The organism is Bradyrhizobium sp. S3.3.6 (genome assembly GCF_040546905.1).
In the GTDB taxonomy this organism is placed as follows: Bacteria; Pseudomonadota; Alphaproteobacteria; order Rhizobiales; family Xanthobacteraceae; genus Bradyrhizobium; species Bradyrhizobium cytisi.
The window spans coordinates 609,616-623,498 of record NZ_JBEPOT010000004.1; the positions used below are offsets into that span (position 1 = coordinate 609,616).

General features: G+C 64.0%; 17 protein-coding genes. 9 read left to right on the forward strand and 8 right to left on the reverse strand.

The window, feature by feature from the left end:
- Positions 1-432: 432 nt before the first annotated feature.
- From ABID59_RS15675 to fliL, 4 genes are read right to left on the reverse strand one after another with little or no spacing between them, the layout of a single operon-like run.
- The gene (locus ABID59_RS15675; RefSeq protein ID WP_148751399.1) at positions 433-1,191 is read right to left on the reverse strand and encodes a MotE family protein; all 759 of its coding nucleotides are present in this window, start codon (positions 1,189-1,191) and stop codon (positions 433-435) included.
- Between the two features lie 9 nt (positions 1,192-1,200).
- Positions 1,201-1,662, reverse strand: coding sequence for a DUF6468 domain-containing protein (locus ABID59_RS15680; RefSeq protein WP_148751398.1), 462 nt, complete (start codon positions 1,660-1,662; stop codon positions 1,201-1,203).
- Positions 1,659-2,861, reverse strand: a complete 1,203-nt coding sequence (fliM, locus tag ABID59_RS15685; RefSeq protein WP_148751397.1) for a flagellar motor switch protein FliM — start codon at positions 2,859-2,861, stop codon at positions 1,659-1,661. Before fliM ends, ABID59_RS15680 begins: the two co-directional genes overlap by 4 nt.
- Positions 2,862-2,891: 30 nt before the next feature.
- Positions 2,892-3,392 carry a flagellar basal body-associated protein FliL gene (gene fliL / locus ABID59_RS15690; protein WP_148751396.1) on the reverse strand — a complete coding sequence of 167 codons (501 nt, stop codon included), beginning with the start codon at positions 3,390-3,392 and terminating at the stop codon, positions 2,892-2,894.
- 385 nt (positions 3,393-3,777) lie between these two features.
- On the opposite strand from fliL, the gene flgF reads away from it, so the two are divergent.
- The 4 genes from flgF to flgH are packed head-to-tail and all read left to right on the forward strand — an operon-like array spanning position 3,778 to position 7,280.
- Positions 3,778-4,539: a flagellar basal-body rod protein FlgF gene (gene flgF, locus ABID59_RS15695; RefSeq protein WP_148751395.1), complete on the forward strand. Its 762-nt coding sequence runs from the start codon at positions 3,778-3,780 to the stop codon at positions 4,537-4,539.
- A gap of 16 nt (positions 4,540-4,555) precedes the next feature.
- Entirely contained in the window at positions 4,556-5,344 is a 789-nt protein-coding gene (gene flgG, locus ABID59_RS15700; RefSeq protein WP_148751394.1) for a flagellar basal-body rod protein FlgG, read from the forward strand.
- 10 nt (positions 5,345-5,354) lie between these two features.
- Positions 5,355-6,509: a flagellar basal body P-ring formation chaperone FlgA gene (flgA, locus tag ABID59_RS15705; RefSeq protein ID WP_354083940.1), complete on the forward strand. Its 1,155-nt coding sequence runs from the start codon at positions 5,355-5,357 to the stop codon at positions 6,507-6,509.
- 3 nt (positions 6,510-6,512) lie between these two features.
- The gene (gene flgH, locus ABID59_RS15710; protein WP_148751392.1) at positions 6,513-7,280 is read left to right on the forward strand and encodes a flagellar basal body L-ring protein FlgH; all 768 of its coding nucleotides are present in this window, start codon (positions 6,513-6,515) and stop codon (positions 7,278-7,280) included.
- A gap of 234 nt (positions 7,281-7,514) precedes the next feature.
- On the opposite strand, the gene ABID59_RS15715 is transcribed toward flgH, so the two are convergent.
- From ABID59_RS15715 to ABID59_RS15725, 3 genes are all read right to left on the reverse strand, one after another.
- Entirely contained in the window at positions 7,515-8,294 is a 780-nt protein-coding gene (locus ABID59_RS15715) for a 2-keto-4-pentenoate hydratase (protein WP_354083941.1), read from the reverse strand.
- A 627-nt stretch (positions 8,295-8,921) separates the two neighbouring features.
- Positions 8,922-9,287 carry an RNA polymerase-binding protein DksA gene (gene dksA, locus ABID59_RS15720; protein WP_008142458.1) on the reverse strand — a complete coding sequence of 122 codons (366 nt, stop codon included), beginning with the start codon at positions 9,285-9,287 and terminating at the stop codon, positions 8,922-8,924.
- A 219-nt stretch (positions 9,288-9,506) separates the two neighbouring features.
- Complete coding sequence (locus ABID59_RS15725) at positions 9,507-10,118, reverse strand: NAD(P)-dependent oxidoreductase (RefSeq protein WP_354083942.1); 612 nt, start codon at positions 10,116-10,118, stop codon at positions 9,507-9,509.
- Positions 10,119-10,252: 134 nt separating this feature from the next.
- Here ABID59_RS15725 and ABID59_RS15730 point away from each other — a divergent pair, with 134 nt between their 5' ends.
- A complete protein-coding gene (locus ABID59_RS15730) occupies positions 10,253-10,624 on the forward strand; it encodes a winged helix-turn-helix transcriptional regulator (RefSeq protein ID WP_148751352.1) in 372 nt (123 codons plus the stop codon).
- A 38-nt stretch (positions 10,625-10,662) separates the two neighbouring features.
- Here the strand turns inward: ABID59_RS15730 and ABID59_RS15735 are convergent, their stop codons facing one another.
- The gene (locus ABID59_RS15735; protein ID WP_354083943.1) at positions 10,663-11,076 is read right to left on the reverse strand and encodes a flagellar assembly protein FliX; all 414 of its coding nucleotides are present in this window, start codon (positions 11,074-11,076) and stop codon (positions 10,663-10,665) included.
- Positions 11,077-11,345: 269 nt separating this feature from the next.
- On the opposite strand from ABID59_RS15735, the gene ABID59_RS15740 reads away from it, so the two are divergent.
- The 4 genes from ABID59_RS15740 (at position 11,346) to ABID59_RS15755 (ending at position 13,881) form a co-directional block, all read left to right on the forward strand.
- Positions 11,346-12,470 carry a flagellar basal body P-ring protein FlgI gene (locus tag ABID59_RS15740; RefSeq protein WP_354083944.1) on the forward strand — a complete coding sequence of 375 codons (1,125 nt, stop codon included), beginning with the start codon at positions 11,346-11,348 and terminating at the stop codon, positions 12,468-12,470.
- Positions 12,470-12,853: a flagellar assembly peptidoglycan hydrolase FlgJ gene (gene flgJ / locus ABID59_RS15745; RefSeq protein WP_354033223.1), complete on the forward strand. Its 384-nt coding sequence runs from the start codon at positions 12,470-12,472 to the stop codon at positions 12,851-12,853. Before ABID59_RS15740 ends, flgJ begins: the two co-directional genes overlap by 1 nt.
- A gap of 11 nt (positions 12,854-12,864) precedes the next feature.
- Entirely contained in the window at positions 12,865-13,362 is a 498-nt protein-coding gene (locus ABID59_RS15750; protein ID WP_354083945.1) for a hypothetical protein, read from the forward strand.
- A gap of 159 nt (positions 13,363-13,521) precedes the next feature.
- Complete coding sequence (locus tag ABID59_RS15755) at positions 13,522-13,881, forward strand: hypothetical protein (RefSeq protein ID WP_148751347.1); 360 nt, start codon at positions 13,522-13,524, stop codon at positions 13,879-13,881.
- Positions 13,882-13,883: the final 2 nt, after the last annotated feature.

A 13,883-nucleotide genomic window follows, 5' to 3' on the forward strand; every position in this document is an offset into this window, starting at 1 on the left:
CGCTGCATCCGAAACGCGAGTAGACGTGCTTCGCACGTACAACCCCCGAGACGTTGCGGTCCATCAACGACTCTGAATCAGATGTGATCACGGCGATTCGAATTCGATTGGTCAGCTTTGGGGGGCAATCAATGAGCGGAGAAGCCAACTGCATTGTGTGTAGCAGGGCCAGAGCGGTCGTAGCCGTCTTTCCAATCGCGCGGGGCTATGCCCTAAAGGTATATGAATGCCCCTGCTGCCACAGCACCCTGCATCTCGTGACTCGCATTGAGAACGCAGCGCTGATCAAGCAACACTGCGAGTCCCTCCTTCCCGTCGAGAATCCGCTGAGCTCGACTGGTCGCAAGGGTCAACAGCGGGTCGCGAATTAGACACGCAACGCGTCCGCCGCGTGCACGCAGGTTGCCGCCGCGCGCCGCGCCTCTTGAGCCCTCAATTCGGCTTTTGCGTCGGCTTGCCGTCGATCTTGGGGAGATCGCCGGCGGAGGCAGCCTGATCCCCGCCCCCATTGGCGCGGCGGGCCATCTCGACCGTCAGCCGCTCGGCGGCTTCCGACGACATCAGGCCCAGGATATCGGACATCTTTCGCGGGGCGATCGCCGAGGCGATCTCGATCAGCACGCCCATTTCCAGCCGGTCGAACACCCGCGCGGCGTCCTTGGGCTTCATGCCCTCATACATGGTCACGAGGCCCTTCAAGCGCTGGGCCTCCGCGGCTTTCTGCTCGGCCTGGGTCGCGGTGATGCGGGACTCCACCGCCTTCATCTCCTCGACCTTGTTCTCGATGCGCTTCTCGGCCGACTTCAAGAGGCTCTCGCGAATATCGATCTCGCGCTGGCGGGACTCGATCTCCTGGCGGCGCGCCTGCAACCGCTCAAGGATCGCGCGCTCCGAGGCCGAGACCTGCGACTGGGCCTCGTCCATCTTGACCGGGGTGCCCTCGAGCTTGGTCTCGGGGGCGGCCGGCTTCGGAGCTTCCTTCGGCGCTCCGTGCGTCGAGCCGGTGATGTCAGGGTCTTCGCCCCCGGGAAAATTCAAATTCTCCTGCGCCCAGGACTTCTTCACATGGTTCGGCTGGTAGTCGAAGACATAGCCGCCATTGATCACGAGGCCCGCCACCTTCAGCGTGGCGAGACCTGCGACCGCAACCAGGACGACCGGAATGACGCGGATGTTACGAAAGGACTTCATACCCTGACTTTATGCGGCAAGACCGTTGGACCCAAGACCGTTGGACCTTCGGCGCTCCGAGAAGGCTTCGGCGGCAGCGGCCACCGCTTTCGCCGCCGACGGCTTGGCGACGGGGGCGGCTGCGGCTTCCGGATTCGTGACGGGGCGCGCCGCGATCGCGATCTTGGAGAGGCGGCGCACCACGTTGTCGGCTTCGCCGAGCTGTTTGTGCAACTGGCCGGACATCTGCGTGGCGGCGGCAAGCTGGCTGCCGAGATTCTCGTTGACGTCGCGCACCGCGAGCTTGAGCCCGCCGATCGCGCGCTCGGCGATCTCGGTCGCGGTGATCAGCTCGCCGATGACAGCCTTCAGCGAATGCTCGTCCGCCTTCAGCCGCGTCAGCCGCTTGTTGAGCAGGATACAGTAGCCGATCGTGAGCATCAGCAGGATGGCCACCAGCGTCTCGATCGCCATTCCTAGGGAGTGGTTCATGGGGCCTCCATCAGCTTGTTCTGCTCGTCCACCTTCTCGAACATCGCAAGTGTCGTACTTGGCTTGCGCAAGGGTTTCGTCACGCGAATCGCAACGCGCTCTCCGACCCGGCCCATGCGTCCTTCGGTGATCGTGACATCGCCGCACCGCACGGTGACGTTGGCATCGGCGCGCATGTCCAGCGGCAGCGTGTCTCCGACCTTCAGCCGCATCAGCTGCTTGAGCGGAATGTCGGCCTCGTAGAGCACGGCGTCGACGGAAATCTCGGCCTGGACGATCTCGGTGGCGAAATGACCCTCCCAGATCTGGTCGCGGCCGAACTTTTCGCCCATGAACATCTGGAGCAAAACGGCCCGGATCGGTTCGATGGTCGCGTAAGGCAGCAGCAGTTCGATGTTGCCGCCGCGATCTTCCATGTCGATGCGCAGGCGCACCAGGATCGCGGCGTTGGCGGGACGGCTGATCGCGGCGAAGCGCGGATTGGTCTCGAGCCGGTCGATCGTGAAGGTCACCGGCGACAGCGGCCGGAACGCCTGCTCGGCATCGGTCAGCACCACCTCGACCAGCCGCTTGACCAGCTCGGTCTCGATCGTGGTGTAGGGCCGGCCCTCGATGCGGAGCTGGCTCGAGCCGCGGCGGCCGCCGAGCAGCACGTCGATCATCGAGTAGATCAGGTTGGAATCGACCGTCGCCATGCCGAAATTGTCCCACTCCTCGGCCTTGAAGACCGAGAGCACGGCAGGCAGCGGGATCGAGTTCATGTAATCGCCGAACCGCACCGAGGTGATGCGGTCGAGCGAGACTTCGACGTTGTCGGAGGTGAAATTGCGCAAGGATGTCGTCAGCAACCGCACCAGGCGGTCGAAGACGATTTCGAGCATCGGCAGACGCTCGTAGGAGACCATCGCCGAATCGATGATGGCGCGGATGCCGGAATGGTCGTCGAGCGTGACGTCGCCGACGGTGAAGCCGAGGAGATTGTCGATCTCCTCCTGCGACAGCACCCGCTCGCCGGAGTTCTTGCCGGTGCCGAGATCGCGACTGCCGTCCTCGACCATGGCCGCCCATTGCAGGGCCATGGTCTCAGACAGTTCGTTTTCGGCAGCAGCCTTCGCGGCCTCCGCGGGATCCTCGGAATCGAGCGACGCCTCCCATTGGGCGGCAATCGCATCCTGGTCCATCTGCTCGTTGCCGGCCATGACGCTAGCCCGTACCCTTCCGCAGCATCCTCACTGGAGCACGACTTCCTTGAACAGCACCGCGCTGACCTGCACCGGCGCGACCGCGGCGTTGACGCGTTTGGTCAGCTCTTCCTTGAGACGGAAGATGCCGGCGGAGCCGTTGAGGTCGGAGGAGCGCAGCTCGCGCACATAGGTCTGGAAGATGTCGGTGACGCGCGGCATCGTCGGCTTGATCGCCTCGACCTGCTTCTCTTCCTTCAGCTCGAGCACGATCTTGAGCTTCAGATATTGCACGCGTTCGCCGGGCGCGCCGGCGAGGTTGACCATCATGTCGGGCACCTCGACGAATACCGGCGGCTTCGGCGGGGGTGCGACCTCGGCATGGTGCTCGTCTTCGCCATGGCGGAAGAACAGGAACCAGGTCGCGGCACCGCCGCCGAGCACGACCAGCGCGCCGACGACGATCAGGATCAGCTTGAACTTGCTTTTGGGGGCAGCGGCTTCCGCGCCTTCGGCGACTGCACCGCCTTCCGCTCCATTCTCTGCCATGATCGTCCGGGCTCGCTCATCTCAAAAAGGGCCGAAAGAGCGAAGCCTCCTGGCAGACAGTGACGCGATACAAATGCCCCAGCGCAAAGCGCTCCTCTTACCTGCAAACGCTACGGTAATAATGGTTAACGGAACCTTTCGATCGGGCCTCCACTAGGAAAAATCTGCCGGGCAAACATGGCTAACAGAACCTTTCTGCCCCCCGCCCACGCCGCTGAAAAATAGCCAACTCATTGTAATTGCATCTCATTTCAAGTTGGCACGGCTTTCGCTGAGAGAGGGGCGAGACTGAACGGTTTGGGAGAACCCGACGGTCTTGTTCACGGGATCGGCCAAGGCGCTTGGGAGAGCGAAATGGCGGATCTCACGCAGGGGAGATTGACCGATGCAGAATGCGCTTCTGATCGGCTTGTCACGGCAGATGACGTTGGAACGGCAGATGGATGTCATCGCCAACAACGTCGCCAATGCCAATACCAACGGCTTCAAGGCCGACCATTCGCTGTTCGAGGAGTATCTCAACTCGAACGCGCATGAGGACAATTTCGTCGGCTCCGACCGCCGCGTCTCCTATGTGCAGGACCGCGGCACCTACCGCGACGTCGGCCAGGGGCCAATGGAGGCGACCAACAACCCGCTCGACATGGCGATCAGCGGCAACGCCTTTTTCGCCGTGCAGGCCAATGGCGCCGAGCGTTACACCCGCGACGGCAAGTTCGCGCTCAGCAGCACCGGCCAGCTTATGACCTCCGACGGCAATCTCGTGCTCGGCACCGGCGGCCCGATCGTCTTCCAGCCGACCGACCACGACATCAACGTCTCCCCAGACGGCACCGTCACGGTGCTCGAAGGCACGGCCAAGACCGACTCGATCCGCGGCAAGATCCGCATGGTGACGTTCGACGATCCGGCCAAGCTGACCAAGCTCGGCGCCAATCTCTACGGCGCCGGCTCCGCCAACCAGCAGACCGACGCCAAGTCCACCCTGCAGCAGGGCTACATCGAGAAGTCGAACGTGAATTCGGTCGGCGAGATGAGCCGCATGGTCGAGGTCATGCGCAGCTACACCGCGATCGCCAACCTGCTCCAGCAGCAGAGCGACCTCCACAAATCGGCGATCGAAAAGCTCGCCGACGTTCCGGCCTGATTAGGGGACCACTGACATGCAAGCGCTCCACACCGCTGCGACCGGAATGGCGGCACAGGAACTGAACGTTCAGGTGATCTCCAACAACATCGCCAACCTGCGCACCACCGGCTTCAAGAAGCAGACCGCAGCGTTCCAGGACCTGATCTACGAACACATCCGCCGCGTCGGCGCGCAGGCCTCGGACCAGGGCACCATTCTGCCGGTCGGCGTTGACATCGGCGGCGGCGTCAAGACCGTCGGCACCCCGCGCAGCATGACGCAGGGCACGCTGTCGCAGACCGGCAACGACCTCGATCTCGCGATGTCCGGCGAAGGCTTTTTCAAGATCCTGATGCCTGACGGCACCTACCAGTACACCCGCGACGGCACGTTCCAGATGGACAACCAGGGCCGCGTCGTCACTGCGCAGGGCAACCCGGTGCAGCCGACCATCACGATCCCGAACAACGCCTCGGGCATCACCGTCAACGAGCAGGGCCAGGTGTCGGTGACGCTGCCGGGCTCGTCGAGCAACACCATCCTCGGCCAGATCGGCGTGACCCGTTTCATCAACAAGGCCGGCCTGCAGCCCGTCGGCAGCAACCAGTTTACCGAGACGACGTCGTCGGGCGCGCCGCAGGACGGCACCGCGAACTCCGAGGGCTACGGCAAGATCACGCAAGGAAGCCTCGAACAGGCCAATGTCGACGTCGTCTCGGAGATGAGCGACCTGATCGCCGCGCAGCGCGCCTACGAGATGAACGCCAAGGTGATCAGCGCCGCCGACCAGATGATGCAATCGACCACGGCGCTGTTCCGCTGAGGTGATGATCATGATCCGCGCGACGCTTGCCACCCTCTCCGCCCTGCTCGTGCTGGCGCTGCCGGCGCAGGCCGCCGACGACGGCATCGCCGCGCCGACGCTGCGCGCCAGCATCACCGTCACGTCCGACGTGGTGCGGGTCGGCGACCTCATCGAGAACGCCGGCTCGGCCGCGCTGATTGCGGTCTACCGCTCGCCCGATCTCGGCACCACCGGCGCATTGCCTGTTGCCCAGGTCGTGAGCGTGCTCCGCGCCAAGCAGGTGATCGGCGTGATGACCGGCGACATCAGGGAAGTCCAGGTCACGCGGCTTGCCCGCACCTTTGCCAACAAGGATCTCGAAAACGCGGTCGGCTCCGCGCTCGAGCGCCGCTTCGGGCTTGGCGACGCCGCCAACATCACCGTGACCTTCGACCGCGGCATTTCCGACATGCGGCTCGATGCCTCCAACACCGGCGTGCTGCAGCCGGTTGCGACACGCTACGATGCCCGCAGCGGCCGCTTCGACATCGCCTTCGAGATCAACAACGACAGCAACCCGGCGCCGACCAAGCTGCGCTTCACCGGCACCGCGATCGAGACCGTGGAGGTCGCCGTCCTGACCCGCGACATCGAACGCACCGAGACGCTGAAATCTTCCGACGTCGCGCAGGAGCGACGGCCAAAGGCCGAAGTGACGGGCGAACCTGCGCTGCGCGACCGCGCGGTCGGTATGCAGCTTCGCCGGCCGATGCGCGCGGGCACGCCGATCCGCGCCGCCGACATCGCCAAGCCCGAATTCGTGTCGCGCGACCAGAGCGTCACCGTCATCTACCAGGTCCCCGGAATCTACCTTACCACCCGCGGCAAGGCGATCGAGAGTGGCTCCGAGGGCGACACCGTGAGCGTCCTCAATTTGCAGACCAAGCGTACGCTGACCGGCGTCGTCACCGGCCGCGGCCAGGTGACCGTGCTGGGCGCCAGCCAGTCCGCACCGATGGAGACTGCGGTCGAGCAGACCTCCTCGCTTAGGCGTGACGAAGCGCCCGCTCCCGTCGACACTGCAGCCCTCGTCCGGAACCTGGTCCAGGCCCCCGCGTCACCGGCGCAGATCGCACAAGCCCAGATCCCGCAAGTTCGCGTCTCGCAAGCTCCAGCCAAGCAAGCTCCAGCCAAGTCAGAGTAAGTCATGTCCTCGTTCAGTTCGGCTTCCCGTCTTCGTCGTATCGCGATCTCTGCCCTGCTGCTCGCCACTTGCGCGCTCGCAAGCGGCTGCTCCTCGATCGACCGTCTGTCGCAGATCGGCGAGCAACCGAAGCTGTCGGCAATCGACAATCCGACGACGCAGCCCGGCTACAAGCCGGTGCAGATGCCGATGCCGAAGCCGGAAGTCGCCTCCTACAATCCGAACTCGCTGTGGCGGAACGGCAGCCGCGCCTTCTTCAAGGATCAGCGCGCGACCCATGTCGGCGACCTCCTGACCGTGACGGTCAATATCACCGACAAGGCCAATCTCTCCAACGAGACCCAGCGCAGCCGTACCAATTCGGAAGATTCGGGCATCACCGATTTCATCGGCTCGAAGACGCTCGGCGTCCAGGCGCAGAAGGTGCTGCCCGGCCGCATCCTCACCGCCGACTCCACCGCCTCCAGCGACGGCAAGGGCAGCGTGCAGCGCACGGAAGCCTTGCAGACCAACGTCGCGGCGGTCGTGACCCAGGTGCTGCCGAACGGCAACCTCGTGGTCGAAGGCAAGCAGGAGATCCGGGTCAACTTCGAGATCCGCGAGCTCGTGGTCGCCGGCATCGTCCGCCCCGAAGACATCCAGAGCGACAACACCATCGATTCCAGCAAGATCGCGCAGGCCCGCATCGCCTATGGCGGCCGCGGCCAGATCACGGACGTGCAGCAGCCGCGCTACGGCCAGCAAGTCATGGACGTGCTGCTGCCCTTCTAGCCCTCTCCCGAGCTCCCACATCGTGTTCGCGAACCTAGGCGCGAACGACGATGTACGACGCGGCCCTCGCCAGCTCCCCTGGCGAGGGCCGCATGTATTTTGCAAGGTGTTGCTGTCATCGTCCGCGAAGGCGGACGATCCAGTACTCCGAGACCTTCGTTGCTGAACCGATACAGCACGGTGTACTGGATTCCCGCCTTTGTGGGGAATGACATCGGAGAGAGTCGCAACGCCTCACGTAAACTCCGCCTCCACCACTCCCAACCCGTCCAGCTCCATCCGCACCTTGTCGCCGGCTTTCAGCCACAGCGTCTTCACGAGGCTTCCGGTCAGCACGAGCTGTCCCGCATGCAGGCCCTTGCCTTCGGCGGCGAGGTGGTTGGCGAGCCAGGCGAGTGCGTTGTGGGGATGGCCGAGCACGTCGGCGCCGGTGCCGTGGCTGACCTCCTCGCCATTGACGAGGGCGCGGCCCTTGACCGCCTTCAGGTCCGGCACCGACGAGCGCGGAACGGAGGTACCCAGCACGCAGCCGGCAGCAAAGAAATCATCCGCAATCAGCGTCGGCGCGCCCATCGTCTCCCATTTCACGTAGCGGTCGTCGACGATCTCGATCGCGGGATGATAGGCCTCGACGGCTTCGCCGACCCATTCGGCGGTGAACGGCGCCTCGCCGGCGGCGAGGTTGCGCTTCAGGCGCACAGCGATCTCGCACTCGACGCCGACATGGACATAGTCGGAGGCCGCGAGCTTGACGCCGCTGTCGTGCACGCCCTTCTGGAACACGCCGCCGCCGCAGGGGTGCGGGATGCCGATATAGTCCTGCATCACCTGGCTGGTGCAGCCGATCTTGTAGCCGACCAGCGGCCCGACATTCTTCAGCAGCAGATCATGCAGCGCGCGCTGGACCTGATAGCCCTCGGCCTCGTCATCAGGCGGAACCTCGAGCGCTGCGAGCGGCGCATGGTTGCGGCGCGCCAGCGCGATCGCCTTTGCGGCTTCGAGAATTTTGTCCATCGGCGCCGGCTCCCACGCTACCCAATCGAGGGCGGCAGTGGAGCATCCCCGCCCGGGCCTGACAAGCGCGGGCGGCTTGTGGCATCACGCCTTGACCAGGCCGAGCCGGATCCTTGACGCTGCTGGAATGCCTGACGCGGCCGAGCATCGGCACGACCGCCTACAAGGGAATCCGGCTCGCGGCGCGCCGCACCGGCCAGTCCGGGCCTGGAGCCGCGGAACCCGGCGCGCCCGCGGTCCCAGTTCCCGCCGCAGGATGCGGCTTGCGGCCTGCTGCCGCCGTTTAAGGAAATATTGAGCTGGTCCAGGGCTTATGGAGATGCACGCCTTATAGCGTCGCATGAAGCCTGATTGCAGTGAAGCCGCTGGATCAGTGTCTCAGCATCCGAGACGATCTCGTTGATGCGACTCGCAAAACCTCCCGCACCTGAAGTGAAGGCTGTTTCTGATGTGAACTCAGGTGAGCTTGCAGCAATCGACTCTACCTCCTTGATCGCGATTCACTTTTCGCGATTGCGCTCGCGCGTCGAAGCGCGCGGCGGCAAACGTCAGGCAAAAATATCGATTACGGCGCGAAACAGCGCCGTGAGCCCAAAAACAAAGAGCCGCATCGCTGCGGCCCGGACTCTATTCGTCGCGATAGACCTTCTCGCGTTTCTCGTGGCGCTCCTGCGCTTCCACCGAGAGCGTTGCGATGGGCCGGGCCTCGAGCCGCTTCAAAGAGATCGGCTCGCCGGTATCCTCGCAATAGCCGTAGGTGTTGTCCTCGATGCGCTGGAGCGCGGCGTCGATCTTGGCGATCAACTTGCGCTGGCGGTCGCGGGCGCGGAGTTCGATGGCGCGGTCGGTTTCGGACGATGCCCGATCGGCGAGATCGGGGTGGTTCACGTTCTCCTCCTGCAGAGCCTGCAGCGTGAGCTTGGACTCTTTGAGGATCTCATCCTTCCAGGCGAGGAGCTTCATACGGAAGTACTCCTTCTGCCGGTCGTTCATGAAAGGCTCTTTTTCGGTCGGTCGGTAGTTTTTCAACTTTTCCAAGGGCGGCCTATCTTCTCAAGCAACGACTCATGAACGGAACGGGGTCCGTTGAGCCGGGGCTTATATAGCTACCCCATGTGACAGACAATATTTCCTTAATAGCGCAGTTAGCGCCCCCAAGCCCTTGCACAGGAAGGTTTATCCGGGAGGGCCCGGGGGCGGCCAAAAGCCGAGCTAGTAGCCGACCGTGAAACGCTGCCTCAAATGGGCCGGCTTCTCGATCTCATCGGCGAGCGCGATGGCGTAGTCGGCGAAGCTGATCCAGCTCTTGCCGTTCGCATCTGCGAGAAGCTGATCGGTAGCGAGCCGGAACCTGGTGGTCCGCTCCCCCTCGATGAACAGCGCCGAGGGCGAGATGAAGGTCCAGTTCAGCTCCTTTTCCTGGCGCAGCAGGTCGAGAAAGGCCCCACCCGCCTCCGCCTCGGCCTTGTATTGGGCCGGAAAACCGGGGGTTGTGACCAGTTTGACGCCGGGCGCGACCTCCAAACTGCCGGCGCCGCCGACAACCAGATAGCGCCCGACCTTGGCGTCCTTGGCCGCGCCGATCAACTTGTGCGGGTCGCTCGCCAGGAAGTGGACGGAACTGATGGCCACATCGTGCCCGGCCCAGAGCTTGGACAGGCCGGCCTGGTCGAGCACGTCGCCCTTGGTCGGGGTGACGTTCGGCAGGATTGCAATCTTCTCCGGGTTCCGTGCGATGGCGGTGACGCCGTGGCCGCGGCGAGACAGTTCCTTGGTGATCTCCGAACCGGCCCGGCCCGAGGCGCCGGCAACTGCGATTTTCATGGAAGGCTCCTTCGCTTCTGTAGTAACCAATGGTGACTAGATATCGTAAGGAACGCTGGTGTTAAGAGAGCACTTTGTGCTTACCTGATTACGCGGGAGTAACCGGCAAGCCGAAAGCAAGTGCGAGGAATGAGATGAAACCCAACGTCTATGCAGCCGATTGTCCAACGCGCCAGATCCTCGATCGCGTCGGCGACAAATGGGCCGTGCTGATCCTGTTGTTGCTGCGCGAGGAGCCGATGCGCTTCAATCAGTTACGCCGCACGATTGAAGGCATCTCGCAGAAGATGCTGAGCCAGGTTCTCAAGTCGCTCGAGCGCGACGGCTTGATCAAGCGCCGCGCCATCGCGACCGTGCCGGTGACGGTTGAATATTCGATCACGCAGCTCGGTGTGACGCTCGCCGCCGCGGTCGATCCGTTGCGCGATTGGGCCGAGGAAAATCTGAAAGACGTGCTCGCCGCCCAGCGCCGCTACGATTCGCAGCAGAAAGACGAAGCGGCGTAAAGCCGTTCCGTAAGCGCCTCAAATGATCCGCTGGACGACTACGCCTGCCCGGCCTTGGCCAGCTCGACCTCGACGCGCAGCTCGATCTCGGACAGCACGGAATCGAGACCGGGATCGCCGGAGGACGATTTCAGGTTCGCAGCCGCATCGCGCAGCCGCATCACGGTCGATGTATCGAGATTGCCGGACAAGAGTCCCATCTTGAGATCGTCGAGCACGTCGAGCGCGGTCTTGCCGCGGACGACCGAGCGCTTGCGGCGCTCGACCGGATCTTCCTCGATGCCTTGCAGCGCGAGCAGCGCATCGATGTTGGCGGAGGCCTTGGGTGCGGCCGCAGCGCGGGTCTCCTGCGCCGAATTCGTGTCGGGCAGCACGAAGGTGCCGGAGCTCGTTCGCCTGGCCTGGCTGGCCGGCGTTCCAAGCGTGGTGCCATTCGGTCCGTAGATGCGCATCGGAGCAATCCGGGTGATCGATGCGCCACATTCGCCGCTTTATGGTTAACGGGGCGTAAACGGCCCGGCAAAATCTGCCGACAGGCGGCAGTTTCGCTCCTTAGGGCGAATGCCGGCTGGCACCGATCCGAAGAGATTTATTCAACCTATTCAATCGACTACCCCCTCTGCCCCGTGTTGGCACAGCGCTCGCAAGGAAAGCGTCGGACCAGCTCGTCATGGGAGTGTCGCAGATGGTCCGAGATGTGAGGAGCCTCGGGGAGCAGAGGATGCCAGGCGTTCGTTGGGTGAGGATTGTTGGGGTGGCCTGCGCCGCGCTGTCAGCGCTGGCGCTCTCGGTCGCGCCTGCGCATGCGACCTCGCGCATCAAGGATCTCGCCAATATCGAAGGCGTGCGGCAGAACCAGCTCATCGGCTACGGCCTCGTCGTCGGCCTCAACGGCACCGGCGACACCCTCAACAACATCCCCTTCACGAAGCAGTCGCTGCAAGCGATGCTTGAGCGCATGGGCGTCAACATCCGCGGCGCCACCATCCGCACCGGCAACGTCGCCGCCGTCATGGTGACCGGCAATCTGCCGGCATTCGCGACGCAAGGCACCCGCATGGACGTCACCGTCTCCGCGCTCGGCGATGCCAAGGATTTGCGCGGCGGCACCCTGCTCGTCACCCCGCTCCTCGGCGCCGACGGCAACGTCTATGCAGTGGCACAGGGCTCGCTCGCGATCTCCGGCTTCCAGGCCGAGGGTGAAGCGGCCAAAATCGTACGCGGCGTTCCGACCGTAGGACGCATCGCCAACGGCGCCATCATCGAGCGCGAGATCGAGTTCGCGCTGAACCGGCTGCCGAACGTGCGGCTCGCGCTGCGCAACGCCGATTTCACCACCGCCAAGCGCATTGCAGCGGCGATCAACGACTATCTCGGCGTCAAGAGCGCCGAGCCGATCGATCCCTCGACAGTGCAGCTGACGATCCCGCCGGAGTTCAAGGGCAACGTGGTCGCCTTCCTGACGGAGATCGAGCAGCTTCAGGTCGATCCGGATCTCGCCGCCAAGATCGTCATCGACGAGCGCTCGGGCATCATCGTGATGGGCCGCGACGTCCGCGTCGCCACCGTCGCGGTCGCGCAGGGCAATCTCACGGTCACGATCTCCGAGAGCCCGCAAGTGAGCCAACCCAACCCGCTGTCGCGGGGTCGCACCGTGGTCACGCCGCGCTCCAGCGTCGGCGTCACCGAGGACGGCAAGAAGTTCGCCGTCGTCAAGGACGGCGTCTCGCTGCAGCAGCTCGTCGACGGCCTCAACGGCCTCGGCATCGGCCCGCGCGACCTCATCAGCATCCTCCAGGCGATCAAGGCCGCGGGTGCGATCGAAGCCGACATAGAGGTGATGTGATGCAGACCGGCATGATCAACACCGCACACGTCGTCACCGCCGCACTCTCGAACCCAGCGTTCTCCGTGGAAAGCCGCAACGGCCGTCCCGATTTCGAGCTCGCCGCAGCGTTGCAAAAGGTCTCGCCGCAGCAGCAGGCCAAGACGCAGAAGACCGCCACTGACTTCGAGGGCATGTTCCTCAACAGCATGTTCGCGCAGATGACTTCGGGGCTGAAGGGCGAAGGCCCGTTCGGCGATACGCCAGGCACCGGCGTCTGGCGCTCGATGCTGACCGAGCAATATTCCAAGAACTTCGCCAATGCCGGCGGCGTCGGTGTCGCCCGCGACGTCTACCGTACCCTGATCATGCAGCAGGCCAAAACCACTCTTCGTACGGCATAAGGTCAAACGAGATGAACCACTTCAACGCGTCACGTCGGCCGATGCCAGCGCAGCGCCCGAACAATACGCCCGAGAGCGCCGCGGCGCGCAAGCTCGCAGAGGACCTGATGGACGCGATGAGCGCCCTGCTCGGCCTGATCGAGCGCGAGACCGAGCTCGTCCGTGCCGGCAAGGTTCGCGAAGCGATGATGATGGAAAGCCAGAAGCAGGAGCTGTCGCGGCGCTACGCCGGCGCTGTCAGCCAGTTGAAGGCGAGCCAGGCCCAGCTTTCGAAATCCGCGCCTGAGCTGCTCTCGACGCTGCACCGCCACCACGACGCCTTCCGCGCCATGCTTCAGGTCAATCTCACCGTGCTCGCGACCGCGCATGCGGTCTCCGAGAGCGTCGTGCGCGGCGTCAATGCCGAGATCCAGAAGCGCAACGTGCCGAATACCTATACGGCGGCGGGACGCCGCGCCACGCCTGGCCCGCGTCACATCACGCCGCTCGCGGTCAGCCGCACGCTCTGACGCAGACAAGGAACTCCATCCAATTTTACGAAAAACCGTGCGGCGAAAGCGTCGCGCGGTTAGTCACGTTTGCTTACCCGGTGTTCAATCCTGGTGTTCCATGGTTGCGTATTGAGAGGGGTTGGGATTTGACTCACACAAGGCAACCAGGAGGCTGCCATGAGTACAGATTTCAGCATCAGGCCGGTGGGGATACCGGTCGCCGCGCTACCCATAGCGACGTCGAGCGCGGCGGCCAACGACGCCGTGCGGACCGATTTGCCCGCGAGCCAGACCGTCAGCGCGAGCGACGCTGGCGCCGCCGCGCGCAATGATCTGTACAGTCAGAACGTTTCGCGCCAGGTCGTGTTCAACCAGGCCGCCGCATCCTTCGTTTTCCAGGTCGTCAACGAGAAGACCGACCAGGTCGTGGAGCAATTTCCGGACGAAGCGATGCTGCGCCGCCGCGCCTATTTTCACGCGCTCGACCTCAGCAAGGCCGACGCAGAACGCCCGCTGTCGACCGACCGCAGCGCCTGAAG

Excerpts from the sequence above, each read along its gene's own strand:
- ABID59_RS15675 (WP_148751399.1), bottom strand. The coding sequence starts at position 1,191 with ATGAAGTCCTTTCGTAACATCCGCGTCATTCCGGTCGTCCTGGTTGCG.
- ABID59_RS15680 (WP_148751398.1), bottom strand. The coding sequence starts at position 1,662 with ATGAACCACTCCCTAGGAATGGCGATCGAGACGCTGGTGGCCATCCTG.
- fliM (WP_148751397.1), bottom strand. The coding sequence starts at position 2,861 with ATGGCCGGCAACGAGCAGATGGACCAGGATGCGATTGCCGCCCAATGG.
- fliL (WP_148751396.1), bottom strand. The coding sequence starts at position 3,392 with ATGGCAGAGAATGGAGCGGAAGGCGGTGCAGTCGCCGAAGGCGCGGAA.
- flgF (WP_148751395.1), top strand. The coding sequence starts at position 3,778 with ATGCAGAATGCGCTTCTGATCGGCTTGTCACGGCAGATGACGTTGGAA.
- flgG (WP_148751394.1), top strand. The coding sequence starts at position 4,556 with ATGCAAGCGCTCCACACCGCTGCGACCGGAATGGCGGCACAGGAACTG.
- flgA (WP_354083940.1), top strand. The coding sequence starts at position 5,355 with ATGATCCGCGCGACGCTTGCCACCCTCTCCGCCCTGCTCGTGCTGGCG.
- flgH (WP_148751392.1), top strand. The coding sequence starts at position 6,513 with ATGTCCTCGTTCAGTTCGGCTTCCCGTCTTCGTCGTATCGCGATCTCT.
- ABID59_RS15715 (WP_354083941.1), bottom strand. The coding sequence starts at position 8,294 with ATGGACAAAATTCTCGAAGCCGCAAAGGCGATCGCGCTGGCGCGCCGC.
- dksA (WP_008142458.1), bottom strand. The coding sequence starts at position 9,287 with ATGAACGACCGGCAGAAGGAGTACTTCCGTATGAAGCTCCTCGCCTGG.
- ABID59_RS15725 (WP_354083942.1), bottom strand. The coding sequence starts at position 10,118 with ATGAAAATCGCAGTTGCCGGCGCCTCGGGCCGGGCCGGTTCGGAGATC.
- ABID59_RS15730 (WP_148751352.1), top strand. The coding sequence starts at position 10,253 with ATGAAACCCAACGTCTATGCAGCCGATTGTCCAACGCGCCAGATCCTC.
- ABID59_RS15735 (WP_354083943.1), bottom strand. The coding sequence starts at position 11,076 with ATGCGCATCTACGGACCGAATGGCACCACGCTTGGAACGCCGGCCAGC.
- ABID59_RS15740 (WP_354083944.1), top strand. The coding sequence starts at position 11,346 with ATGCCAGGCGTTCGTTGGGTGAGGATTGTTGGGGTGGCCTGCGCCGCG.
- flgJ (WP_354033223.1), top strand. The coding sequence starts at position 12,470 with ATGCAGACCGGCATGATCAACACCGCACACGTCGTCACCGCCGCACTC.
- ABID59_RS15750 (WP_354083945.1), top strand. The coding sequence starts at position 12,865 with ATGAACCACTTCAACGCGTCACGTCGGCCGATGCCAGCGCAGCGCCCG.
- ABID59_RS15755 (WP_148751347.1), top strand. The coding sequence starts at position 13,522 with ATGAGTACAGATTTCAGCATCAGGCCGGTGGGGATACCGGTCGCCGCG.